This window comes from Haloferax gibbonsii (assembly GCF_001190965.1).
In the GTDB taxonomy this organism is placed as follows: Archaea; Halobacteriota; Halobacteria; order Halobacteriales; family Haloferacaceae; genus Haloferax; species Haloferax gibbonsii.
Genome location: NZ_CP011948.1, coordinates 157,561 through 173,969, shown reverse-complemented (window position 1 = coordinate 173,969; position 16,409 = coordinate 157,561). Strand labels below are relative to the sequence as shown.

At 69.0% G+C, this 16,409-nt stretch carries 18 protein-coding genes; 13 read left to right on the top strand and 5 right to left on the bottom strand.

The genetic code is table 11. From position 1 onward, the window contains the following. Positions 1-182: 182 nt before the first annotated feature. Both ABY42_RS15750 and ABY42_RS15745 read left to right on the top strand, forming a co-directional pair. A complete protein-coding gene (locus ABY42_RS15750) occupies positions 183-1,562 on the top strand; it encodes an NAD-dependent succinate-semialdehyde dehydrogenase (RefSeq protein WP_050460070.1) in 1,380 nt (459 codons plus the stop codon). A 250-nt stretch (positions 1,563-1,812) separates the two neighbouring features. Beyond that, a complete protein-coding gene (locus tag ABY42_RS15745; protein WP_004972113.1) occupies positions 1,813-3,225 on the top strand; it encodes an APC family permease in 1,413 nt (470 codons plus the stop codon). A gap of 28 nt (positions 3,226-3,253) precedes the next feature. Here the strand turns inward: ABY42_RS15745 and ABY42_RS15740 are convergent, their stop codons facing one another. The 4 genes from ABY42_RS15740 to ABY42_RS15725 form a co-directional block, all read right to left on the bottom strand. Continuing rightward, a complete protein-coding gene (locus tag ABY42_RS15740; RefSeq protein ID WP_004972114.1) occupies positions 3,254-3,748 on the bottom strand; it encodes an Lrp/AsnC family transcriptional regulator in 495 nt (164 codons plus the stop codon). Positions 3,749-3,873: 125 nt separating this feature from the next. Then, complete coding sequence (locus ABY42_RS15735; protein ID WP_050460069.1) at positions 3,874-4,215, bottom strand: (2Fe-2S) ferredoxin domain-containing protein; 342 nt, start codon at positions 4,213-4,215, stop codon at positions 3,874-3,876. Continuing rightward, positions 4,215-5,069 carry a CbtA family protein gene (locus tag ABY42_RS15730; protein ID WP_050460068.1) on the bottom strand — a complete coding sequence of 285 codons (855 nt, stop codon included), beginning with the start codon at positions 5,067-5,069 and terminating at the stop codon, positions 4,215-4,217. Before ABY42_RS15730 ends, ABY42_RS15735 begins: the two co-directional genes overlap by 1 nt. A 2-nt stretch (positions 5,070-5,071) precedes the next feature. Continuing rightward, complete coding sequence (locus tag ABY42_RS15725; protein WP_004972120.1) at positions 5,072-5,257, bottom strand: CbtB domain-containing protein; 186 nt, start codon at positions 5,255-5,257, stop codon at positions 5,072-5,074. 170 nt (positions 5,258-5,427) lie between these two features. Here ABY42_RS15725 and cbiT point away from each other — a divergent pair, with 170 nt between their 5' ends. Genes cbiT through ABY42_RS15670 form a run of 11 tightly spaced genes read left to right on the top strand, consistent with a single transcriptional unit; the run spans position 5,428 to position 14,178 of the window. Continuing rightward, positions 5,428-5,982, top strand: a complete 555-nt coding sequence (gene cbiT / locus ABY42_RS15720; protein WP_050460067.1) for a precorrin-6Y C5,15-methyltransferase (decarboxylating) subunit CbiT — start codon at positions 5,428-5,430, stop codon at positions 5,980-5,982. After that, the gene (locus ABY42_RS15715) at positions 5,979-6,686 is read left to right on the top strand and encodes a cobalt-factor II C(20)-methyltransferase (protein ID WP_004972123.1); all 708 of its coding nucleotides are present in this window, start codon (positions 5,979-5,981) and stop codon (positions 6,684-6,686) included. Before cbiT ends, ABY42_RS15715 begins: the two co-directional genes overlap by 4 nt. Then, positions 6,683-7,534, top strand: a complete 852-nt coding sequence (gene cobM / locus ABY42_RS15710) for a precorrin-4 C(11)-methyltransferase (RefSeq protein WP_050460066.1) — start codon at positions 6,683-6,685, stop codon at positions 7,532-7,534. Before ABY42_RS15715 ends, cobM begins: the two co-directional genes overlap by 4 nt. Then, positions 7,531-8,529, top strand: a complete 999-nt coding sequence (cbiG, locus tag ABY42_RS15705) for a cobalt-precorrin 5A hydrolase (RefSeq protein ID WP_050460065.1) — start codon at positions 7,531-7,533, stop codon at positions 8,527-8,529. Before cobM ends, cbiG begins: the two co-directional genes overlap by 4 nt. Continuing rightward, positions 8,526-9,389: a precorrin-3B C(17)-methyltransferase gene (locus tag ABY42_RS15700; protein ID WP_050460063.1), complete on the top strand. Its 864-nt coding sequence runs from the start codon at positions 8,526-8,528 to the stop codon at positions 9,387-9,389. The genes cbiG and ABY42_RS15700 overlap by 4 nt, the downstream gene beginning before the upstream one ends. A 3-nt stretch (positions 9,390-9,392) precedes the next feature. After that, positions 9,393-10,394: a precorrin-3B C(17)-methyltransferase gene (gene cobJ / locus ABY42_RS15695; protein ID WP_050460061.1), complete on the top strand. Its 1,002-nt coding sequence runs from the start codon at positions 9,393-9,395 to the stop codon at positions 10,392-10,394. A gap of 1 nt (position 10,395) precedes the next feature. After that, a complete protein-coding gene (locus ABY42_RS15690; RefSeq protein ID WP_004972134.1) occupies positions 10,396-10,650 on the top strand; it encodes a ferredoxin in 255 nt (84 codons plus the stop codon). Continuing rightward, entirely contained in the window at positions 10,647-11,318 is a 672-nt protein-coding gene (locus ABY42_RS15685) for a hypothetical protein (RefSeq protein ID WP_050460058.1), read from the top strand. The genes ABY42_RS15690 and ABY42_RS15685 overlap by 4 nt, the downstream gene beginning before the upstream one ends. Then, positions 11,315-12,535 carry a CbiX/SirB N-terminal domain-containing protein gene (locus tag ABY42_RS15680; RefSeq protein ID WP_050460057.1) on the top strand — a complete coding sequence of 407 codons (1,221 nt, stop codon included), beginning with the start codon at positions 11,315-11,317 and terminating at the stop codon, positions 12,533-12,535. Before ABY42_RS15685 ends, ABY42_RS15680 begins: the two co-directional genes overlap by 4 nt. A gap of 2 nt (positions 12,536-12,537) precedes the next feature. After that, a complete protein-coding gene (locus tag ABY42_RS15675; protein ID WP_004972141.1) occupies positions 12,538-12,915 on the top strand; it encodes a DUF3209 family protein in 378 nt (125 codons plus the stop codon). A 6-nt stretch (positions 12,916-12,921) separates the two neighbouring features. Continuing rightward, positions 12,922-14,178: an outer membrane protein assembly factor BamB family protein gene (locus ABY42_RS15670; protein ID WP_050460056.1), complete on the top strand. Its 1,257-nt coding sequence runs from the start codon at positions 12,922-12,924 to the stop codon at positions 14,176-14,178. A 36-nt stretch (positions 14,179-14,214) separates the two neighbouring features. On the opposite strand, the gene ABY42_RS15665 is transcribed toward ABY42_RS15670, so the two are convergent. Next, a complete protein-coding gene (locus tag ABY42_RS15665) occupies positions 14,215-16,401 on the bottom strand; it encodes a VWA domain-containing protein (protein ID WP_050460054.1) in 2,187 nt (728 codons plus the stop codon). Between the last annotated feature and the right edge of the window lie 8 nt (positions 16,402-16,409).

Sequence of the window (16,409 nt, the reverse complement as noted above, 5' to 3'; positions counted from 1 at the left end):
GCAAAACGGTCACACGGAACTCGAACGTGGCTGGATACCTCGTACTCGACTCCGTTCGCCACCGATGGCGCGTTGAACACAGTCCAAATAATCTCACTCTACTGGAACATTTATCAACATCTGGGACGACAGTCGGGGCAAGCGGGAGTCGCGAGCGACCGCCGCGCTCCCGAGAGCCGACCATGAAATCCATCAACCCCGCAACCGAGGAAGTCATCGAGACGCACGAGGAACACGACGAGGCGACGGTCGACGCGCGCTTGGACGCCGCGTGGGACCGGTTCGAATCGTGGCGCGAGACCCCGATTTCGCGGCGCGAGAAGTTGCTCGCGTCCGCGGCCGACGTGCTGCGCGAGCACAGCGAGGAGTACGCGAGCCTGATGACAGAAGAGATGGGCAAGCCCATAGAGCAGGCGGTCTCCGAGGTCGAAAAGTGCGCGTGGGTCTGCGACTACTACGCCGAACACGCCTCGGAGTTCCTGCAGGACGAGCACATCGGCACCGTGCCGGGGTCGAAGACGTACGTCTCCTACGAGCCCATCGGCCCGGTGCTCGCGGTGATGCCGTGGAACTTCCCGTTCTGGCAGGTGTTCCGGTTCGCGGCCCCGCACATCACCGCCGGCAACGTCGCCGTGCTCAAGCACGCGCCGAACGTCTTCGGCTGTGCCGACGCCATCGCCACCGTCTTCGAGCGGGCGGGCTATCCCGACGACGTGTTCACCTCGCTGCAGATTCCCGCCGAGCGCGTCGCCGGCGTCATCGAAGACGACCGGGTTCGGGGCGTGAGTCTGACCGGAAGCACCCGCGCTGGACGGGCCGTCGCGGAGACGAGCGGCCGCGAACTCAAGCCGACGGTGCTCGAACTCGGCGGGAGCGACCCGTTCATCGTCCTCGACGACGCGCCGCTCGAAGCGACCGCGAAGCAGGCCGCGCGGGCGCGAACGCAGAACAACGGCCAGTCGTGTATCGCCGCGAAGCGCTTTCTCGTCCACGAGGGAGTCTACGACGAGTTCGTCGAACGCTTCACCGAGGAGATGCGCGCGCTGACCGTCGGCGACCCGACGGACCCCGGAACTGACGTGGGGCCACAGGCGCGGGCGGACCTCATGGAGACGCTCCACGAGCAGGTCACGGCGTCCGTCGAGGCCGGCGCGACGCTCCGACTCGGCGGCGAACCGCTCGACCGACCCGGCCACTACTACCCGCCGACGGTGCTGACCGACGTGCCCGACGACGCGCCCGCGAGGACCGAGGAACTGTTCGGCCCCGTCGCCACCGTCATCGAAGTCGAAGACGAGACGGAGGCGATTCGCGTGGCGAACGACACGCCCTACGGCCTCGGCGCGAGCGTCTGGACGGCCGACGCCGAACGCGGCGAGGCGCTCACGACGAAGCTCACCGCGGGTAACGTCGCCGTCAACCACATCGTCGCGTCGGACCCGCGAGTCCCCTTCAGCGGGACGAAAGATTCGGGCTACGGGACGGAACTCTCCCGACACGGGATTCGAGAGTTCGTCAACACGAAGACGGTCTGGGTCGAGGACGCGCCCGCCGACGAGTAACCGAACCGGAACCCGGCGCGACGGCCGCGACGGCACCCGCGGCGACGCACGGAAGGCGAATCGAGCGCGGACGCTTTTTTTCGGTTCTGCGAGTTGACTACCGTTCGAACCGCCGGCCGTTTGGCGATTTTCCGGTGAATCGTCGGCCAGTTTGTCGTTCCAGACCATGATTCTCTATTGAACTGTGTTCCTTATTTCCTCTAAAAATTGAACACAGTAAGATATATAGTGGGTAAGTTAGAATGTGGTGATGTCAATCATAACCATGACAGGAGAACTCTCACGCGTCCTCTCGAAGCGCGACGTGTTCGTGCTCGCACTCGGGGCGATGATCGGATGGGGTTGGATCGTACAGACGGGGTACTTCATCGACCAGAGCGGGGTCACCGGCGCGATTTCGGCGTTCATCCTCGGCGGGTTCATGGTGTCCGTCGTCTCGCTCATCTACGGCGAACTCGCCTCGGCGATGCCCTTCGTCGGCGGCGAACACGTCTACAGCATGCGGGCGTTGGGGCCGGCCGGCTCGTTCGTCTGCACGTGGGCGATAATCTTCGGCTACATCAGCGTCGTCGCGTTCGAGGCGGTTGCGCTCCCGAGCGCCCTCGCGTACATCGTTCCCGGCTTCAACGTGTTCGAACTCTGGACGGTCGCCGGCCAGCCGGTCTACGGCACGTGGGTGGCGACGGGCGTCATCGGCTCCGTGGTCATCACGTACCTCAATTACCGGGGGGTCCGCCCGGCCGCGCAGTTCCAGGCGATTCTCGCGCTCGTCATCACGCTGTCCGGCCTGACACTCCTCCTCGGCGCGCTGTTCAACGGCACCTCGCCGTCGTCGCCGCCGCTGGCGGGAGCCGGCATCGGCGGCGTGTTCACGGTCGCCATCATGACGCCGTTCATGTTCGTGGGCTTCGACGTGATTCCGCAGGCCGCGGGCGAGGCCGACGTGTCGCCGAAGGTCCTCGGCGGACTCATCGGGCTCTCGGTCGCCTGTGCCGCCGCGTTCTACATCGCCGTCATCTGGGCGGCCGGACAGGTCGCCACGGGCGCGACGCTCGTCGAGAGCTCGCTCCCCGCGGCGACGGCGATGGAAATCGCGTTCGACAGCGTGACCATCGGCCGCATCATGGCGCTGGCCGGCCTCGCGGGCATCCTCACGAGCTGGAACGGCTTCGTCCTCGGAGCCAGTCGCGCCATCTACGCGATGGCCGACTCGAACATGCTCCCCGAGACGCTCGCGACGATTCACGACGACCACGACACGCCGTCGACCGCAATCGTGCTCGTCGGCGGCCTCGCGGCGCTCGCGCCCCTGTTCGGCGAGCAGATGCTCGTGTGGGTCGTCAACGCCGGCGGCCTCGGCATGGTGACGGCGTGGCTCCTCGTCGTCGTCTCGTTCCTCGTGCTCCGGTACCGCGACCCCGACTTCGACCGGCCGTTCAAGCTCCCGGCGGGCTACGCGGTCGGCGCGCTCGGCCTGCTGCTGACGGTGTTCTTCGTCGGGCTCTACCTCCCCGGTTCGCCCTCGGCGCTGGCGTGGCCCTACGAGTGGGCGATGGTCGGCGGCTGGTGTCTGCTCGGCGTCGTCCTGCTGGCCGTCGCCGGCGGGCTCCCGACCCGGACGGAGGCGAAAGCGCACCTGAGCGCCCAGCAGCTCGAAGACTAATCCGTTCGCGGAGCCGACGAGAACCGCGTTACGACACGTCGGGAAGCAGCGCGTCTTTCAGTTCTTCGAGTTCGTAGTCGTTCAGCGGGTTCGGCTCGTCTTTGATGGTCGTGATGACGAACGTCGAACTCGTCCGCGAAATCTCGTCTATCTCCTCGAACTCCGAGATGAGGTCCTCGACCATCCCGCGCGAGGCGAGGTGCGAAATCAGGACGAAGTCGGTGTCGCCGAGCGTGAAGTACACCTGGTTGACGCCGGGCACCTCGCCGAGTTTGTCGCCGACCTCCTTGTGGTACTCCGAGCCGTACTCCGCCCAGACCTCGGTGATGAGCGTGAGGTTCAGCCCGGCCTTCTCGAAGTCGATGTCGAAGATGTCGTTCTTGATGATGCCCTGTTCTTGGAGCCGTTCGAGGCGGTAGTGAACGGTCGACTTCGGGATGCCGGTCTCCTCGGTTATCCGGTCGGGACTCCCCGATTCGAGCGTCCCGATGGCCTTGAGGATTCGAAGGTCCTTCTCGTCCATGAACCGTAATCAGAAGTGCAACGATATTATTGTTCTGCGTCCAATCCCCGCTTCGTCACGGAGATAGCGGCAAGACGGCGGTGAGAAGGGCGCGGCGCAGACGCCGGAGGTCGTCGCCGAGGCGGTCAGCGGTCGGGTCGAACGCCGAGGTTCGACGCGTCGGGACCGAACTCGTCGGCCAACAGCGCCGGTACGTCGTCCGGACGAACGTCCGAGTACCACCGGTTTCGCGGGTGGATGGCGACCGCGGCCCCCTCGGTGCTACAGAGTCCGAGACAGCTCGTTTCGGCGACGTGGACCCGCGACCAGAAGACGCCACGGTCGCGCAACCACGAGGTCACCGCGTCGTACACCGCCGTGCCGTCGGCCTCGGCGCAGTCGGCGTAGTCGGACTCTCGACTGTTCGTGCAGACCAGCACGTGGTCGGTGAAGCCGTGCTCGCGGACCTCGTCGGTTCGGTCGCGCATCAGTCGGCCGCGGGAGCCGAGTCCCGGCCCGCAATCGGGGTCGCCGACTCGGACTCGCCCGCCGACCGGAACTGGGCGTGCGCCGCCGCGAGAACCAGCCACAGGAGGAGCTGTCCGAACGCGAACAGTCCGGCGAGTCCGGTTTCGAGCGTCGGCGACAGCGCCCCGTGAACCGCGTTTTCGGGGGCGACGACGGCGACGGCCGCGAGCAGACCGAACGGAACGGCCGCACCGACGACGGCCGCGACGAGGCCGCTCGACTCGCGCAGGCGGGCGTAGGCGTAACCGGCCGAGAGACAGGCGAGCGCCCCGGCGAGCATCATCCCGGCGTAGAGCGGGAGCCGCGTCGCCACCGAAAGCGACTGCTCCGCGCCCGGCGCGGCCGGCGGGAGGACCAGCCACGGCGCGCCCGAGACGGTGACGAACCCCGCGAGCCCCATCAGGTAGCTCCTCGCGGCGTCTGGACCGGGAATCGCCGGTTCGAGGAAGAAGAACGCGACCCCGAAGAACGCGCCGCCGAGCACGACGCCCCACAGCCCGCCGGCCGCGACGCTCACGGCCTTCGTGACCGCCATCGACACCGCGGTGTCGTGATGGCCGCCGCCTTCGCCGGCGTGCGAGTCACCGGATTCGTGGCTGTGAGCGCCGTCGGTCTCGTGGCTGTGAGCCCCCTCCGAATCGTGGCTGTGGGCGCTCTCCGCCTCGTGACCGTGACCGCTCTCCTCGACGGCGGCGTGGTTCAGTTCGTCCGCGTAGGCGACGAGGGGGTTGGCGACGACGGCCATGAACAGGCCGAACACCAGTCCGGCGACCAGCCCCGCCTTCACTCCCCGCGTCAGGTACTCGGCGAACATCGTCAGTGGCAGGCGATACCGGCCGCGTGGCGGAAGTTGTGCAGCGAGTCGTGGACGAGCGGGTCCTGCACGAACAGGAGCGTAAAGCCCAGCGCGGCGATGAAGAGGGCTCCCGCGGCCATCTGCGTGGGAGCCAGTTCGGTTCGGGCGCGTTCGATTCGACCGTTGACGGTGTTCGCCGTAGCCATGGTAAACTCAGATTGATGAAAACCAAGTCTGATTGTAAAACTTTCGAAGACAAGCCAGATTGTGTTTCAGCAACTGAAATTTAATAACTCGGTGGGTCGATTTTATGAAAGTTGATTTGCTGTACTCCAAGCACAATTGTTTTCAAACCGCGCCCGGATTGTCGAGTCGAATGTCACAGGTAACGCTCCCGCACGACGCCAAGGCGGGACCCACGAAACCGGAGGTGAGAGCGGTCACGCTCGACAAACTCGGCTTGCGGCCGACGGACCACTTCGTCGACGTCGGCTCCTGTACCGGCTCGGTCACCATCGAGGCGGCCCGGCGGGTCGAGCGCGTGACCGCCGTCGAACGGAAACCGAAGCGGCTGGACGTGACGCGGAAGAACCTCGGGGCGAACGACTACGACGCCGACGTGACGCTCCGCGAGGCGGAGGCCCCCGAGGGGCTTCCGGCCGACGCCGACGCGATGTTCGTCGGCGGGAGCCGGAACTTCGAGGCCGTCCTCGACCACGCCGTCGAGACCGGCGTGGACCGAGTCGTGATGAACGTCTCGCGGGTCGAACCCGCCGGTGACGCCATCGAGGCGTTCCGCGAGCGCGACCTGCTCTCGGAGGTCGTCCAGATGCAGGTGAGCCACGGCTACGAACTCGCCGGCGCGACGAGTTTCCGGTCGAACAACCCGGTCTACGTCGTCGTCGGTCGGCGGGGCGCGGAGGGGCTATGACCGTCTACGGCATCGGCCTCGGCCCCGGCGACGCCGACCTCGTGACCGTCAAGGGGAAACGCCTGCTCGAATCGGCGGCGGTGGTCTACTCGCCCGGCCGACTCTCGCGGACGGTCGCGCTGAACCACGTCCCCGAGGAGCGCATCGGCGACCTCGACTTCCCGATGACGCGCGACCCCGACGAACTCCGCCGCGCGTGGAAGGAAGCCGCCGCCGAGGTGGCCGCCCGCGCCGACACGGAGGACGTGGCGTTCGTGACCCTCGGCGACCCCAACGTCTACTCGACGTTCGGACACCTCCGCCGCACCCTCGACGCGTTCCACCCCGAGGTCGACCTCGAAGTCGTCCCCGGCGTGAGCGCGATGACGGCCTTCACGACCGCGCTCGGCGTCGAAATCGAATCCGGAACCGGGCTCGCGCTCCGCGAGGCCGCGAACGGCTCCGCGCCGACCGGCCCCGACCGCATGGTGCTGTTCAAGGTCACCGACGCGCCGGCGACCCACGAGAAACTGACCGAGGCGGGCTACGACGTTCGGTTCGGCCGCCGCCTGTTCATGGAGCAGGGCGAGACGGTCGTCACCGACGACCCCGACGAACTCGCGGAGCGCGACTACTACACGCTGGCCTACGCGGAGCGCGAGGGCGTCGAGCGCGACGTGGCGACCGCCGCGTTCGACGGCGTCGAATCGGGGGGGTCGGCGTGAGCGTCGACGGCGACGCGGACACCGGCTTCACCGACGAGGAGGGGATTCCCTTCGTCGGCGCGGGACCGGGCGACCCGGACCTGCTCACCGTCGCCGGAAGAAAGCTCGTCGAGGACGCCGACCTCGTGGTTCACGCGGGGTCGCTCGTCAACAGCGAGCTCTTAGACGAGTTCTGCGCCGACGCCGAGCGAGTCAACAGCGTCGGCAAGGACCTCGAAGAGCTGATTCCGCTGATGGCCGACGCCTACGAGTCGGGCCGAACCGTCGTCCGACTCCACAGCGGCGACCCGGCGATTTACGGGGCCGCCTTGGAGCAGATGGACGCGCTGGCCGAGGCGGGCGTTCCGACGTATCTCGTCCCCGGCGTCACCTCGGCGTTCGCCGCGAGCGCGACGCTCCGAACCCAGTTGACGCTGAACGAGGTCTCGAACCACGTCGTCTTCACTCGACCGCAGGGGCGGACGCTCTCGCCCGAGGAGGACCACATCGGCGACTTCGTGGGCTTCGGCGACACCACGGTCTGCATCTACCTCGGGACCCACGCCGTCGCCGAGACGATGGACCGACTGCTGGACGAGGGTCACGACCCCGACACGCCCGTCGCGGTCGTCTACCACGCCTCGTGGCCTGACGAAGACGTTATCGAGGGAACCATCGAGACCATCGGCCAGCGGGTCGAAGACGCGGGCTACCGCGCCTCCGCGCTCGTCATCATCGGCGAGGCGGTGACCGGCTCGGACTACGAGCGGTCGTTCCTCTACGGCGACTGGGCCCGCGGCGGCGACGCGCCGAACGACGAACCAGATTCCGATTCCGACTCCGAAGCGCAGGAGCGTGATGCGCAATGAGCGACGCAGACTCCAACACCAACTCCAACTCCGACGCCGACTCTGATTCCGGAAGCGGCCACTGTAGCACCCCCGACAGCGACGGCGAGGTCGCCGACGAAATCGCCATCGTCAGCTTCGAGCGAAAGCTCGACACGGCGGAGGAAATCAAGCGGGACCTCGCGGACGACTACGACCGGATAGACGTTCTCACCTACCACGGCGACGTGTTCGCCGACCACTGGGGCGAGTACGACTGCTTCGTCGGCCTCATGGCCAGCGGCATCGCCATGCGGAAGACCGCCGGCCTCCTCGACGACAAGTGGGAGGACCCGGCGGTCGTCGTCGTCGACGAGGAACTGACGTGGGCGATTCCGCTCACCGGCGGCCACCACGGCGCGAATCAGGTCGCCCACGACCTCTCGAAACTCGGGGCCGTCCCGGCGATGACGACGGCCTCGGAGGCCGCGGGCAAACAGGGCGTCGAGAGCAAGGCGAAGGCGCTCGACTCCCACGTCGTCAACGGCGATTCGACCGTGGCGACGAACCTCGCCGTCCTCAACGACGAACTCGGCCCCGTCGCCCGACTCGACGGTCCGAAGGCGGTCCTCGTCGGCGACGACGTGACGGTCCTGAAACGAAACGGCGACGACGGCGTCGTCCTCGGGACCGGGAGCGTCTCCGGCGCGAAGAAAGCGCAGTTCCTGACGGCGTGGGAACGGGCGCTCGACGACGCCGACCGCGACTTCGACGACGTGGAGTTCGTCGCCACCGGCACGCGAAAGGCGGACGAACCCGGCATGCTCGACGCCGCCGAGGAAATCGGCGCGGGCGTCGTCTACTTCGAAAAGGAGACCCTCACCGAGTTCGAGGGACCGACGCCCTCGCGGTCGAAGGAACTCATCGGCTGGCCCGGCATCGCCGAGGCGAGCGCCATCGCCGGCGGCCGCGACCACGAACTGGTCGTCGAAAAGCGGCGCTACGACGACGCCGTGACCGTGGCGGTGGGACGATGAGTGACGGCGGCGGACCGGCGGTCGGCTCCAGCGACCGCGACCGCAACGAAGTACCCGACGACTACGGGACGCTCTACGTCGTCGGCATCGGCCCCGGTCTCCCGGACCACATGACGAAGCGGGCGAAGAAACTCGTCTCGACGTCGGACTGCGTCGTCGCGTCGAACCTCTATCAGGAGTTCCTCCGCGACGACGGAACGCTCCCGCCCGAAGAAAGCGACGACGGGCCGGAGGTCGTCCGCTCGTCGATGGGAAAGCAGGTCGAACTGACCCGCGAGGCGTTCGAGCGCGTCCGAAACGGCGAGGACGTGGTCCACGTCTCCGGCGGCGACCCAAACGTCTACGGGAAGTCCGACCTCGTGTTCACGATGGCGAAGACGGACGAAGCGACCGACGTGCCGATCGAAATCGTCCCCGGCGTCACCGCGGCGCTCGGCGGCGCGGCCATGATGGGCGCGCCGCTGTCGAACGACTTCTGTACGGTCTCGCTGTCCGACAAGTGGCGCGGCTGGGACGAAATCGAGGAGAAACTGCGCGCGGCCGCCATCAGCGGCTTCGTCATCGTCCTGTACAACTGCTGGCGCAACTACGAACGCGCCATCGACGTGGTCCGCGAGGAGCGCGCCGACGACGTGCCGGTCGGTATCTTCAACGACGCCGGCCGGGGCGAGGCCGGCCGCAATCTGGACGACGAGACGTTCTCGGTGACGACCCTCGGCGACGCGAAAGCCCACGACGACGACGTGGGCGGGATGGGAACCTCGATTCTCATCGGCACTCACGAGACCGAACCCTGGAGCAACGACTACGAAACGTACCTGGTCACGCCCCGCGGCGGGCGCGACGTCGACGACTTCTAACGCATGAGCAAATCAGACACGGAATCCGAATCGAACTGCGGCGGAGCGAAGACCGAGACCGAGACGACGACAAAAGCGGACACGGAGGCCGAGGACACGCCCTCGAAGTGCGGCGCGTCGTCCTCGAAGGCCGACGGCGAGTCATCCTCGAAGTGCGGCGGCGGGTCGGGCGGGTCGAAGAGGGAACAGACCGCGGAGAAGGTCGAAGCCACCATCGAGGACTTCGACGGCGAACCGGGCCAACTCGTCGCCGTCGGCCTCGGACCCGGTCGCGCGAGCGAGATGACCACGCTGGCGAAAGACACCCTCCGCGAGGCCGACCACATCGTCGGCTACACGACCTACATCGAACTCCTCCCCGACGACATCGTCGAGGGCGCAGAAGACATCTACTCGACGCCGATGTGCGGCGAGGTCTCCCGGACCGAGGAGGCGGTCGACCGAACGCTCGCCGGCAACGACGTGGCAATCGTCGGGAGCGGCGACCCCAACGTGTACGCGCTGGCCGGCCTCGCGCTCGAAATCCTCGAATCGAAGGGCGCGACCGCGAGCGTGGTCGACTTCGACGTGGTCGCGGGCGTCCCGGCGGCGCAGTCCTGCGCGGCCCGGCTGGGCGCGCCGCTCGTCAACGACACCGTGACCATCAGCCTCTCGGACCACCTGACCTCGATGCCGACCATCGAGTCGCGACTCCACGCGGCCGCCAAGGAGGGCTTCACCATCGCCATCTACAACCCGTGGAGCCGCAAGCGCCGGTCGAACTACGAGAAGTGCTGCGAGATTCTCCTCGAACACCGCGCGCCCAACACGCCGGTCGGCATCGTCCACGGCGCGGGCCGCGACGACGAGGAAGTCGAAATCGTCGAACTCCGCGAACTGCCCGACCTCGGCGAGACCGACCTCGTGGACATGACGACGACGCTGCTTGTCGGCAACGAGGAGACCTACGTCTGGGACGACCGGATGGTGACGCCGCGAGGCTACGAGCAGAAGTACGAGTACTGAGATGTTCGAAATCGCAATCGACCGAGACGCCTGCGACGGCATCTTCGCCTGTCTCGCCCGCGACGGGCGGTTCGTCGAGGACGACGACGGCCTCGCCACGATCGACCCCGACGCGGCGGGCGTCGTGCGCGTCAAGCGCACCGACGAACGCGTCGTCGCTCTCCTCGAAGGAGACGCCGAGGCGGACGAAGACGCGGCGCTCGCGGCCCGAGCCTGTCCGCCCGGCGCGATTTCGGTCCGGGAGGTGGACGCGTGAGCGACGTCGGCGTCGACCCCGCGGACGACCTCCTGGAGAGCGCGCCCGAGACGGCCTACCTGTGGGGCCACGTCGCCGGCGGCGGCCGCGTCGAGCCGGGGCAGTTCACGGCGCTGACGAACGACGAGACCTGCGCGAACCGCCTCGCGGCCATCGCCGGCGGCGGCGAAATCGACCGCCGGGAGACGGAACGAGAATACGCGCACAACACCGCCGTCACCCGCGTCAAAGACGAGTACCACGTCATGGTCGAAGGCGACGTGGTCAGAAGCGCGAGCGCCGCGTTCGGCCTCCCCGTCGGCGACGACGCCGGCGGCTACCGCTTCGACGTGTTCGAAGACCGGCGAAAACAGCTCCTTCGGGGGCTCCTCGAATCCTGCGGGACGGTCTGTTTCAAGTCCTCGGCGGGGACGGTCGGCATCTCGTTCGTCCACGACGACCGGGCGCTCCTCGATACCGTGGACCGACTGCTCGACGCCTGCCCCGCTGACGCGCCGACCGGCCCGATTCAGGAGACCTCGTCGGGCGGCCACTGGTTCGGTATCGACGACGACGCGGCCGCCGGCTTCGGCGAGTGGGTCTACGAGGGCAGCGACGGGACGAGCCTGTTCGCGCCGACGCGGCGGCGAAAGCTCGTCCGCAGTCTCGAAGAGGCCGAGAACGCATGAGCCTCGAACGGCCCGACCCGGCGCTCGACGACGACGCGGTGCTCCTCGTCGGCCACGGCTCGCGCCGCGAGGCGTCCAACGAGCAGGTGCGGACGCTCGCCGCGAAGTTGGAGTCGCGGCTGTCGGTTCCGGTCGACGCGGCGTACATCGAACTCGCCGAGCCGTCGATAGACGACGCAATCGAGTCGCTGGCACCGACCTGCCGGACGATGACCGTCGTCCCCCTCTCGCTTTTCGCCGCGAGCCACGTGAAAAACGACGTGCCGCTGGCGGTCCAGCGGGTCCGCGCGACCCACGACGACACCGAGTTCCGGTTCGGGTCGCACCTCGGCATCCACCCCTCGCTCGTGGACCTGCTGGACGAGCGGGCGCGGGCGGTCGAGTCCGACCTCGGCGTCGACCGCGAGGACGACGACGTGGCGGTCGTGCTCTGCGCCCGCGGGTCGAGCGACCCCGACTCGAACGGCGACGTGCACAAACTGGCGCGCCTGCTGTACGAGGGCCGCGGGTTCACCCGCGTCGAATCGGCGTTCATCGGCGTCACCACGCCCCGGTTGGAGGAGACGCTTCACACCGTCGCCAAGGACCGCCCGGACGCGGTCGTCGTCCTCCCGTACATGCTCGGCGACGGCGTGCTGACGGGGCGAATCGTGGACACGGCCGAGACGTTCGACGAGGAGTACCCCTACGTCGACGCCGGCGCGTCGGGACCGCTCGGCGCGGACGACCGGGTGGTCGAGACGCTCGCCGACCGGTATCGAGAGGCCCGCACCGGGAGCGTCGAGATGTCCTGCGACACCTGCAAGTACAAGGTCGAACTCGCCGGCTACGAGGACGACGAGGGCGGCGCGCGCGCGATGCTCCGCTCGCTCGTCCATCAGGCCGAACACGCCGACCGAACCGACGTGGACGACGACCCGCACGTCCACGACGCCCCCGAGAAACACGTCGCGGTCTGCACGAACCAGACCTGCGCCGCCAGCGGCGCGGCGACCGTCCTCGAAGAGCTCAGACAGGGCGTGCGCGACGCCGATGACTGCGACGTGCACGTCTCGCGGAGTTCGTGTCTCGGCCAGTGCGGCGACGGCCCGATCGTCGCCGTCTACCCCGACAGCGTCTGGTACGGCGGCGTGACGCCCGACGACACCGACCGCATCGTCTCGTCCCACCTCGAACGGGACCGCATCGTCTCGAACCTCGTCCACCAATCACTCTAACCATGGCCTGCGCAGAACTCGAAGCGCTCCGACTCGCGCTGTTGAACATCACCGGAACGACCGACGAACACGCGAAGCGACACGCCGAAGCCGAACTCGAAGACTACCTCGACGACCCCGGCCCGATTCAGGCGCTCGCGAACGCGACCACCCTCGACGAGGCCCAGCGGCATCTCGACGCCGCGCTCGTCGACCTCGAAGAGGAGGCGACGCGAATCGACGAGGACGACCCGCAATCGGGCTACCTTCGGGGACGGCTCGTCGCCGTCCGCGACGCCGAGCGGTCGCTTCGCCGCATCCGCGAGGGAGCCGATGCGTTCCTCGACGACCTCGGAGAGGCGCACCACACGCTCCACGACGCCTTCCCCGTCGAGGACTGAGTCCCGATGGCACCGTCCCCACTCACGGCCCGCCGCGACCTCGGGGAAGTCGAGCCCGCGAGCAGTCGCCACAACTGGGCGCGCTCCGCGGTCGAAGCGACCGCCGACGCCGTCTTCGTCGGGACCGCGGACGGCCGCGTCGTCGCGCTGGAGACTGCTACCGACGCGACCAGTGCCTCCGACGCCGCGCCCGACGCCGGCGAGCGCTGGCGGGCGCGCGGTGAGCACTCCGTCGTGTCGATGGCCGCGACAGACGACGCCCTCGTCGTCGGCGAGCGCGGCGGCGACGGGCTGGTTCGCGTCCTCGACGCCGAAACGGGCGTCGCCCGCTGGACGTACGCGACGGCCGACGACGTGGGCACGGCGACGAAGGACTCGCTGTTCTTCCGACCGTACGTCGTGGACCTCGCGGTGACGGGCGACAGAGTCGTCGTCGCCGCCCGGCGCTACGAGCGGGACGGCGAGGACAGGGCCTGGCGGAGCGTCGTCCTCGGGTTCGACCGAGACGGACGGCTCGCGTGGCGCAGACACGTCCACGCGTCGCCCATCGCGGTCGCCGCCGAGGGGGACCGCGTCGCCGTCGCGTACAACCGCTGTCCGAACCCCGAACAGGACGGTCTCGTTCTCCTCGACGCACACTCCGGGGCGCGGGTCGCGTCGTGGGACCCCGACACCGACGGGGACCGACGCGTCGGCGACGTGGGCTTCGCGGGCGACGCCGTCGCCGTCGCCAGCCACGGCGACAAACGCGGCTACCTCATCGATTTCGACGGGGAGACGCGGTGGCGACTCGACCTCGCGACCGAGCGCCGCGTCGGCGACGAGACCGTCTACGCCTACCCGAACCACGTCTGCGTCGCCGACGGAACCGCCGTCTTCGTCACGGGGAACACGTTCGCCGAGTCGACCCGCGACCCGGACGCGCGACACCCCGACGAACACACCGCGGTCGGCGTCTCGGTCGACGAGGGCGAGCGCCTGTGGACCCGCGACACCGGCGGGTTCGCACGGGCGGCCGTCGCCACCTGCTCGCGGGCGTTCGTGCCGTCCGCCCAGCACTTCCGGGAGCGAGAGGCCGAGCGCCACGGCGTCCACGTTTTCGCCCCCGACGCGGGGCACGTCGAAACGGAGGGACTCCCCGGTATCCCGACCGCCGTCGCCGCGGGCGGGGGCGTCCTCGCGGTGGTCGAAGAACCGGTCGAGTACCACGACGAGGGCGTCACTCGCGGGGCGTACCGACTCCGCACGCGACCGATTCGATAGGAGCACACCATGCCAAAAGAGACGACCGAGTCCCGGCTACTGACCGTCCGCCGAGCGCGCGGCCTCGACGACCCGCTCGGCCGACAGGTCGGACAGGGGAATGCGCCGCGCGCCCGTCTCGGAGACGAGGATGTCGGTCACGCCGATACCGTCGTCACCGGCGTCGACGACGACGACCGAGGCGTCGGCGGTGGCGAGGTGCCGCGCCGCCGACCGGGTCTGTCCGGTGGGACTGCCGTCCGCGACGTTGGCCCGGCCGTCGGTGACGACGACGACGAGCGCGGCGTCGGCGTCCGAGCGGTCGATGACCCGGCGCGCGGCGTCCAGCCCGGACGGAAGCGGCGTCCTGTCGCCCGTCGGGAGCTCCTTCAGGTGCCGCGCCGCCAGCGTCACGCTGTCGGTCGGCGGGAGCAACACCTCGGCGTCGTCGCCGGCGACGGCGACGAACGCGACCTCGTCGCGCTGTTCGTAGGCGTCTTCGAGGAGCGACAGCACGGTGCCTTTCGCCCGCCGCATCGCGGCGCGCATCGACGCGCTCGCGTCCACGACGAACACGACGAGCGTCTCGGCCGACCCGCGGGCGACCGCGGTTCTGAGGTCCGACCGGGTGACTCGGGAGCGCCCGGCCGAGGCCGCGGCCCGGACCGAGGCGGGAACGTCGATGTCGTCGGTCTCGGTCGCCGGTTCGGTCCGCACCCGCGAGCCTCGGCCCTGCCGCGACTCCCGAACTGCGGCGCGGCTCCCGTCACCGGGCGTCTCCGCGTCGAGGGTCGCCTCTTCGACCGGCGGGCGCTCGGAGTCGCCGATGGCGGCCCGGCTCTGCCCGGGGAGAAGCGGCGTTGCTTCGTCGGGGTCGTCTTCGGGGCCGACATCTCCGGAGTCGTCGGTATCTCCGTCTCCGGAACTTCCGTCTGCCGAATCGCCGTCTTCGGGGGCGCTCTCGTCGGCTCCGCCGACCGCTCCACCTCGGTCGTCGCCGCCGGCATCGTCCCCGTCATCGTCGTCCCCGGCATCGGAATCAGAAGAATCTCCCGCGGCGTCGGAACCGGCTTCCTCGCCACCGTCGTCGTTGCGGCCGTCGCCTCCACCGTCGTCGTCTCTATCGCCACCATCGCCGTCGTCTCCCCCGTCACTATCGCCGTCGCCACCGGCACCTTCGCTCCCGTCACCGCTACCATCCTCCTCGCCGTCACCGTCGTCCCGGTCGTCTTCCCCGTCGAAGTGGTCGTCGAGCACGTCGTCGACATCCGGGTCGTCGTCGAACGGACGGCTCTGCAGTCGGTGGGGGAGCGCGAGCGCGGCCGCCTCGCGCACGTCGCCTTCGAGCACCTTCGTCCGGCCGTCGAGCGCCGCGAGGGTGCGGGCCGCGCGAGCGATGGCGATGTCGGCGCGGTGGCCCTCGACGCCGGCGTCGACGCAGAGTTCGGCGATGTCGCGCTTGAACTCGGCCGGGAGCGCGACCGAGTCGAGGCGGTCCGTCGCCTCGCGGAGCGCGGTTTCGAGCGCCGCCGTCCCCTCGCGGTGGGCGTCGGCGACCGTCTCCGGGTCGTCGCCGTCCGCCAGCGCCCGGTCGATAATCTCCACGCGGTCGTCGATGTCGCGGCTGCCGACGACGGTCGCCTGGAGGGCGAAGCGGTCCCGGAGCTGGGGGCGGAGGTCGCCCTCCTCGGGGTTCATCGTCCCGACGAGGGTGAACTCGGCGGGGTGTTCGACGCTCACGCCGTCGCGCTCGACGCGGTTGACGCCGCTCGCGGCCGCGTCCAAAAGCAGGTCGACGAGGTGGTCGTCGAGGAGGTTCACCTCGTCCACGTAGAGGATGCCGCGGTTCGCGCGGGCCAAGAGCCCGGGGTCGAACGACGCCTCGCCGTCGAGCGCGTCGGCGACCGAGAGCGTGCCCGCGACCCGGTCGCGGGTCGCACCGAGGGGGAGCGTCACGAGCGGGACCGACCGGCGCTCGACCGCGGGGTCGTCGCGGGCGCGACACGAGTCGCACTGGCGGGCCGGGTCGTCCGGGTCCGGCGGACAGCCGTACGGACAGCCAGCGACGACTTCCTGTTCGGGCAGGAGGTCGGAAAGCGCGCGGACCGCGGTCGACTTCGCGGTTCCCTTCTCGCCGCGAACGAGGAGTCCGTCGAGGTCGTCGTTGGCTCCGACGGCCAGCAACGCTCGTTTCAGTTCGTCTTGCCCGACGATAGCCGAGAACGGCAGCGTCTGAGTCGTCATCGAATGCG

Coding starts and splice junctions, on each gene's coding strand:
- ABY42_RS15750 (WP_050460070.1), top strand. CDS start 183: ATGAAATCCATCAACCCCGCAACCGAGGAAGTCATCGAGACGCACGAG.
- ABY42_RS15745 (WP_004972113.1), top strand. CDS start 1,813: ATGTCAATCATAACCATGACAGGAGAACTCTCACGCGTCCTCTCGAAG.
- ABY42_RS15740 (WP_004972114.1), bottom strand. CDS start 3,748: ATGGACGAGAAGGACCTTCGAATCCTCAAGGCCATCGGGACGCTCGAA.
- ABY42_RS15735 (WP_050460069.1), bottom strand. CDS start 4,215: ATGCGCGACCGAACCGACGAGGTCCGCGAGCACGGCTTCACCGACCAC.
- ABY42_RS15730 (WP_050460068.1), bottom strand. CDS start 5,069: ATGTTCGCCGAGTACCTGACGCGGGGAGTGAAGGCGGGGCTGGTCGCC.
- ABY42_RS15725 (WP_004972120.1), bottom strand. CDS start 5,257: ATGGCTACGGCGAACACCGTCAACGGTCGAATCGAACGCGCCCGAACC.
- cbiT (WP_050460067.1), top strand. CDS start 5,428: ATGTCACAGGTAACGCTCCCGCACGACGCCAAGGCGGGACCCACGAAA.
- ABY42_RS15715 (WP_004972123.1), top strand. CDS start 5,979: ATGACCGTCTACGGCATCGGCCTCGGCCCCGGCGACGCCGACCTCGTG.
- cbiG (WP_050460065.1), top strand. CDS start 7,531: ATGAGCGACGCAGACTCCAACACCAACTCCAACTCCGACGCCGACTCT.
- ABY42_RS15700 (WP_050460063.1), top strand. CDS start 8,526: ATGAGTGACGGCGGCGGACCGGCGGTCGGCTCCAGCGACCGCGACCGC.
- cobJ (WP_050460061.1), top strand. CDS start 9,393: ATGAGCAAATCAGACACGGAATCCGAATCGAACTGCGGCGGAGCGAAG.
- ABY42_RS15690 (WP_004972134.1), top strand. CDS start 10,396: ATGTTCGAAATCGCAATCGACCGAGACGCCTGCGACGGCATCTTCGCC.
- ABY42_RS15680 (WP_050460057.1), top strand. CDS start 11,315: ATGAGCCTCGAACGGCCCGACCCGGCGCTCGACGACGACGCGGTGCTC.
- ABY42_RS15675 (WP_004972141.1), top strand. CDS start 12,538: ATGGCCTGCGCAGAACTCGAAGCGCTCCGACTCGCGCTGTTGAACATC.
- ABY42_RS15670 (WP_050460056.1), top strand. CDS start 12,922: ATGGCACCGTCCCCACTCACGGCCCGCCGCGACCTCGGGGAAGTCGAG.
- ABY42_RS15665 (WP_050460054.1), bottom strand. CDS start 16,401: ATGACGACTCAGACGCTGCCGTTCTCGGCTATCGTCGGGCAAGACGAA.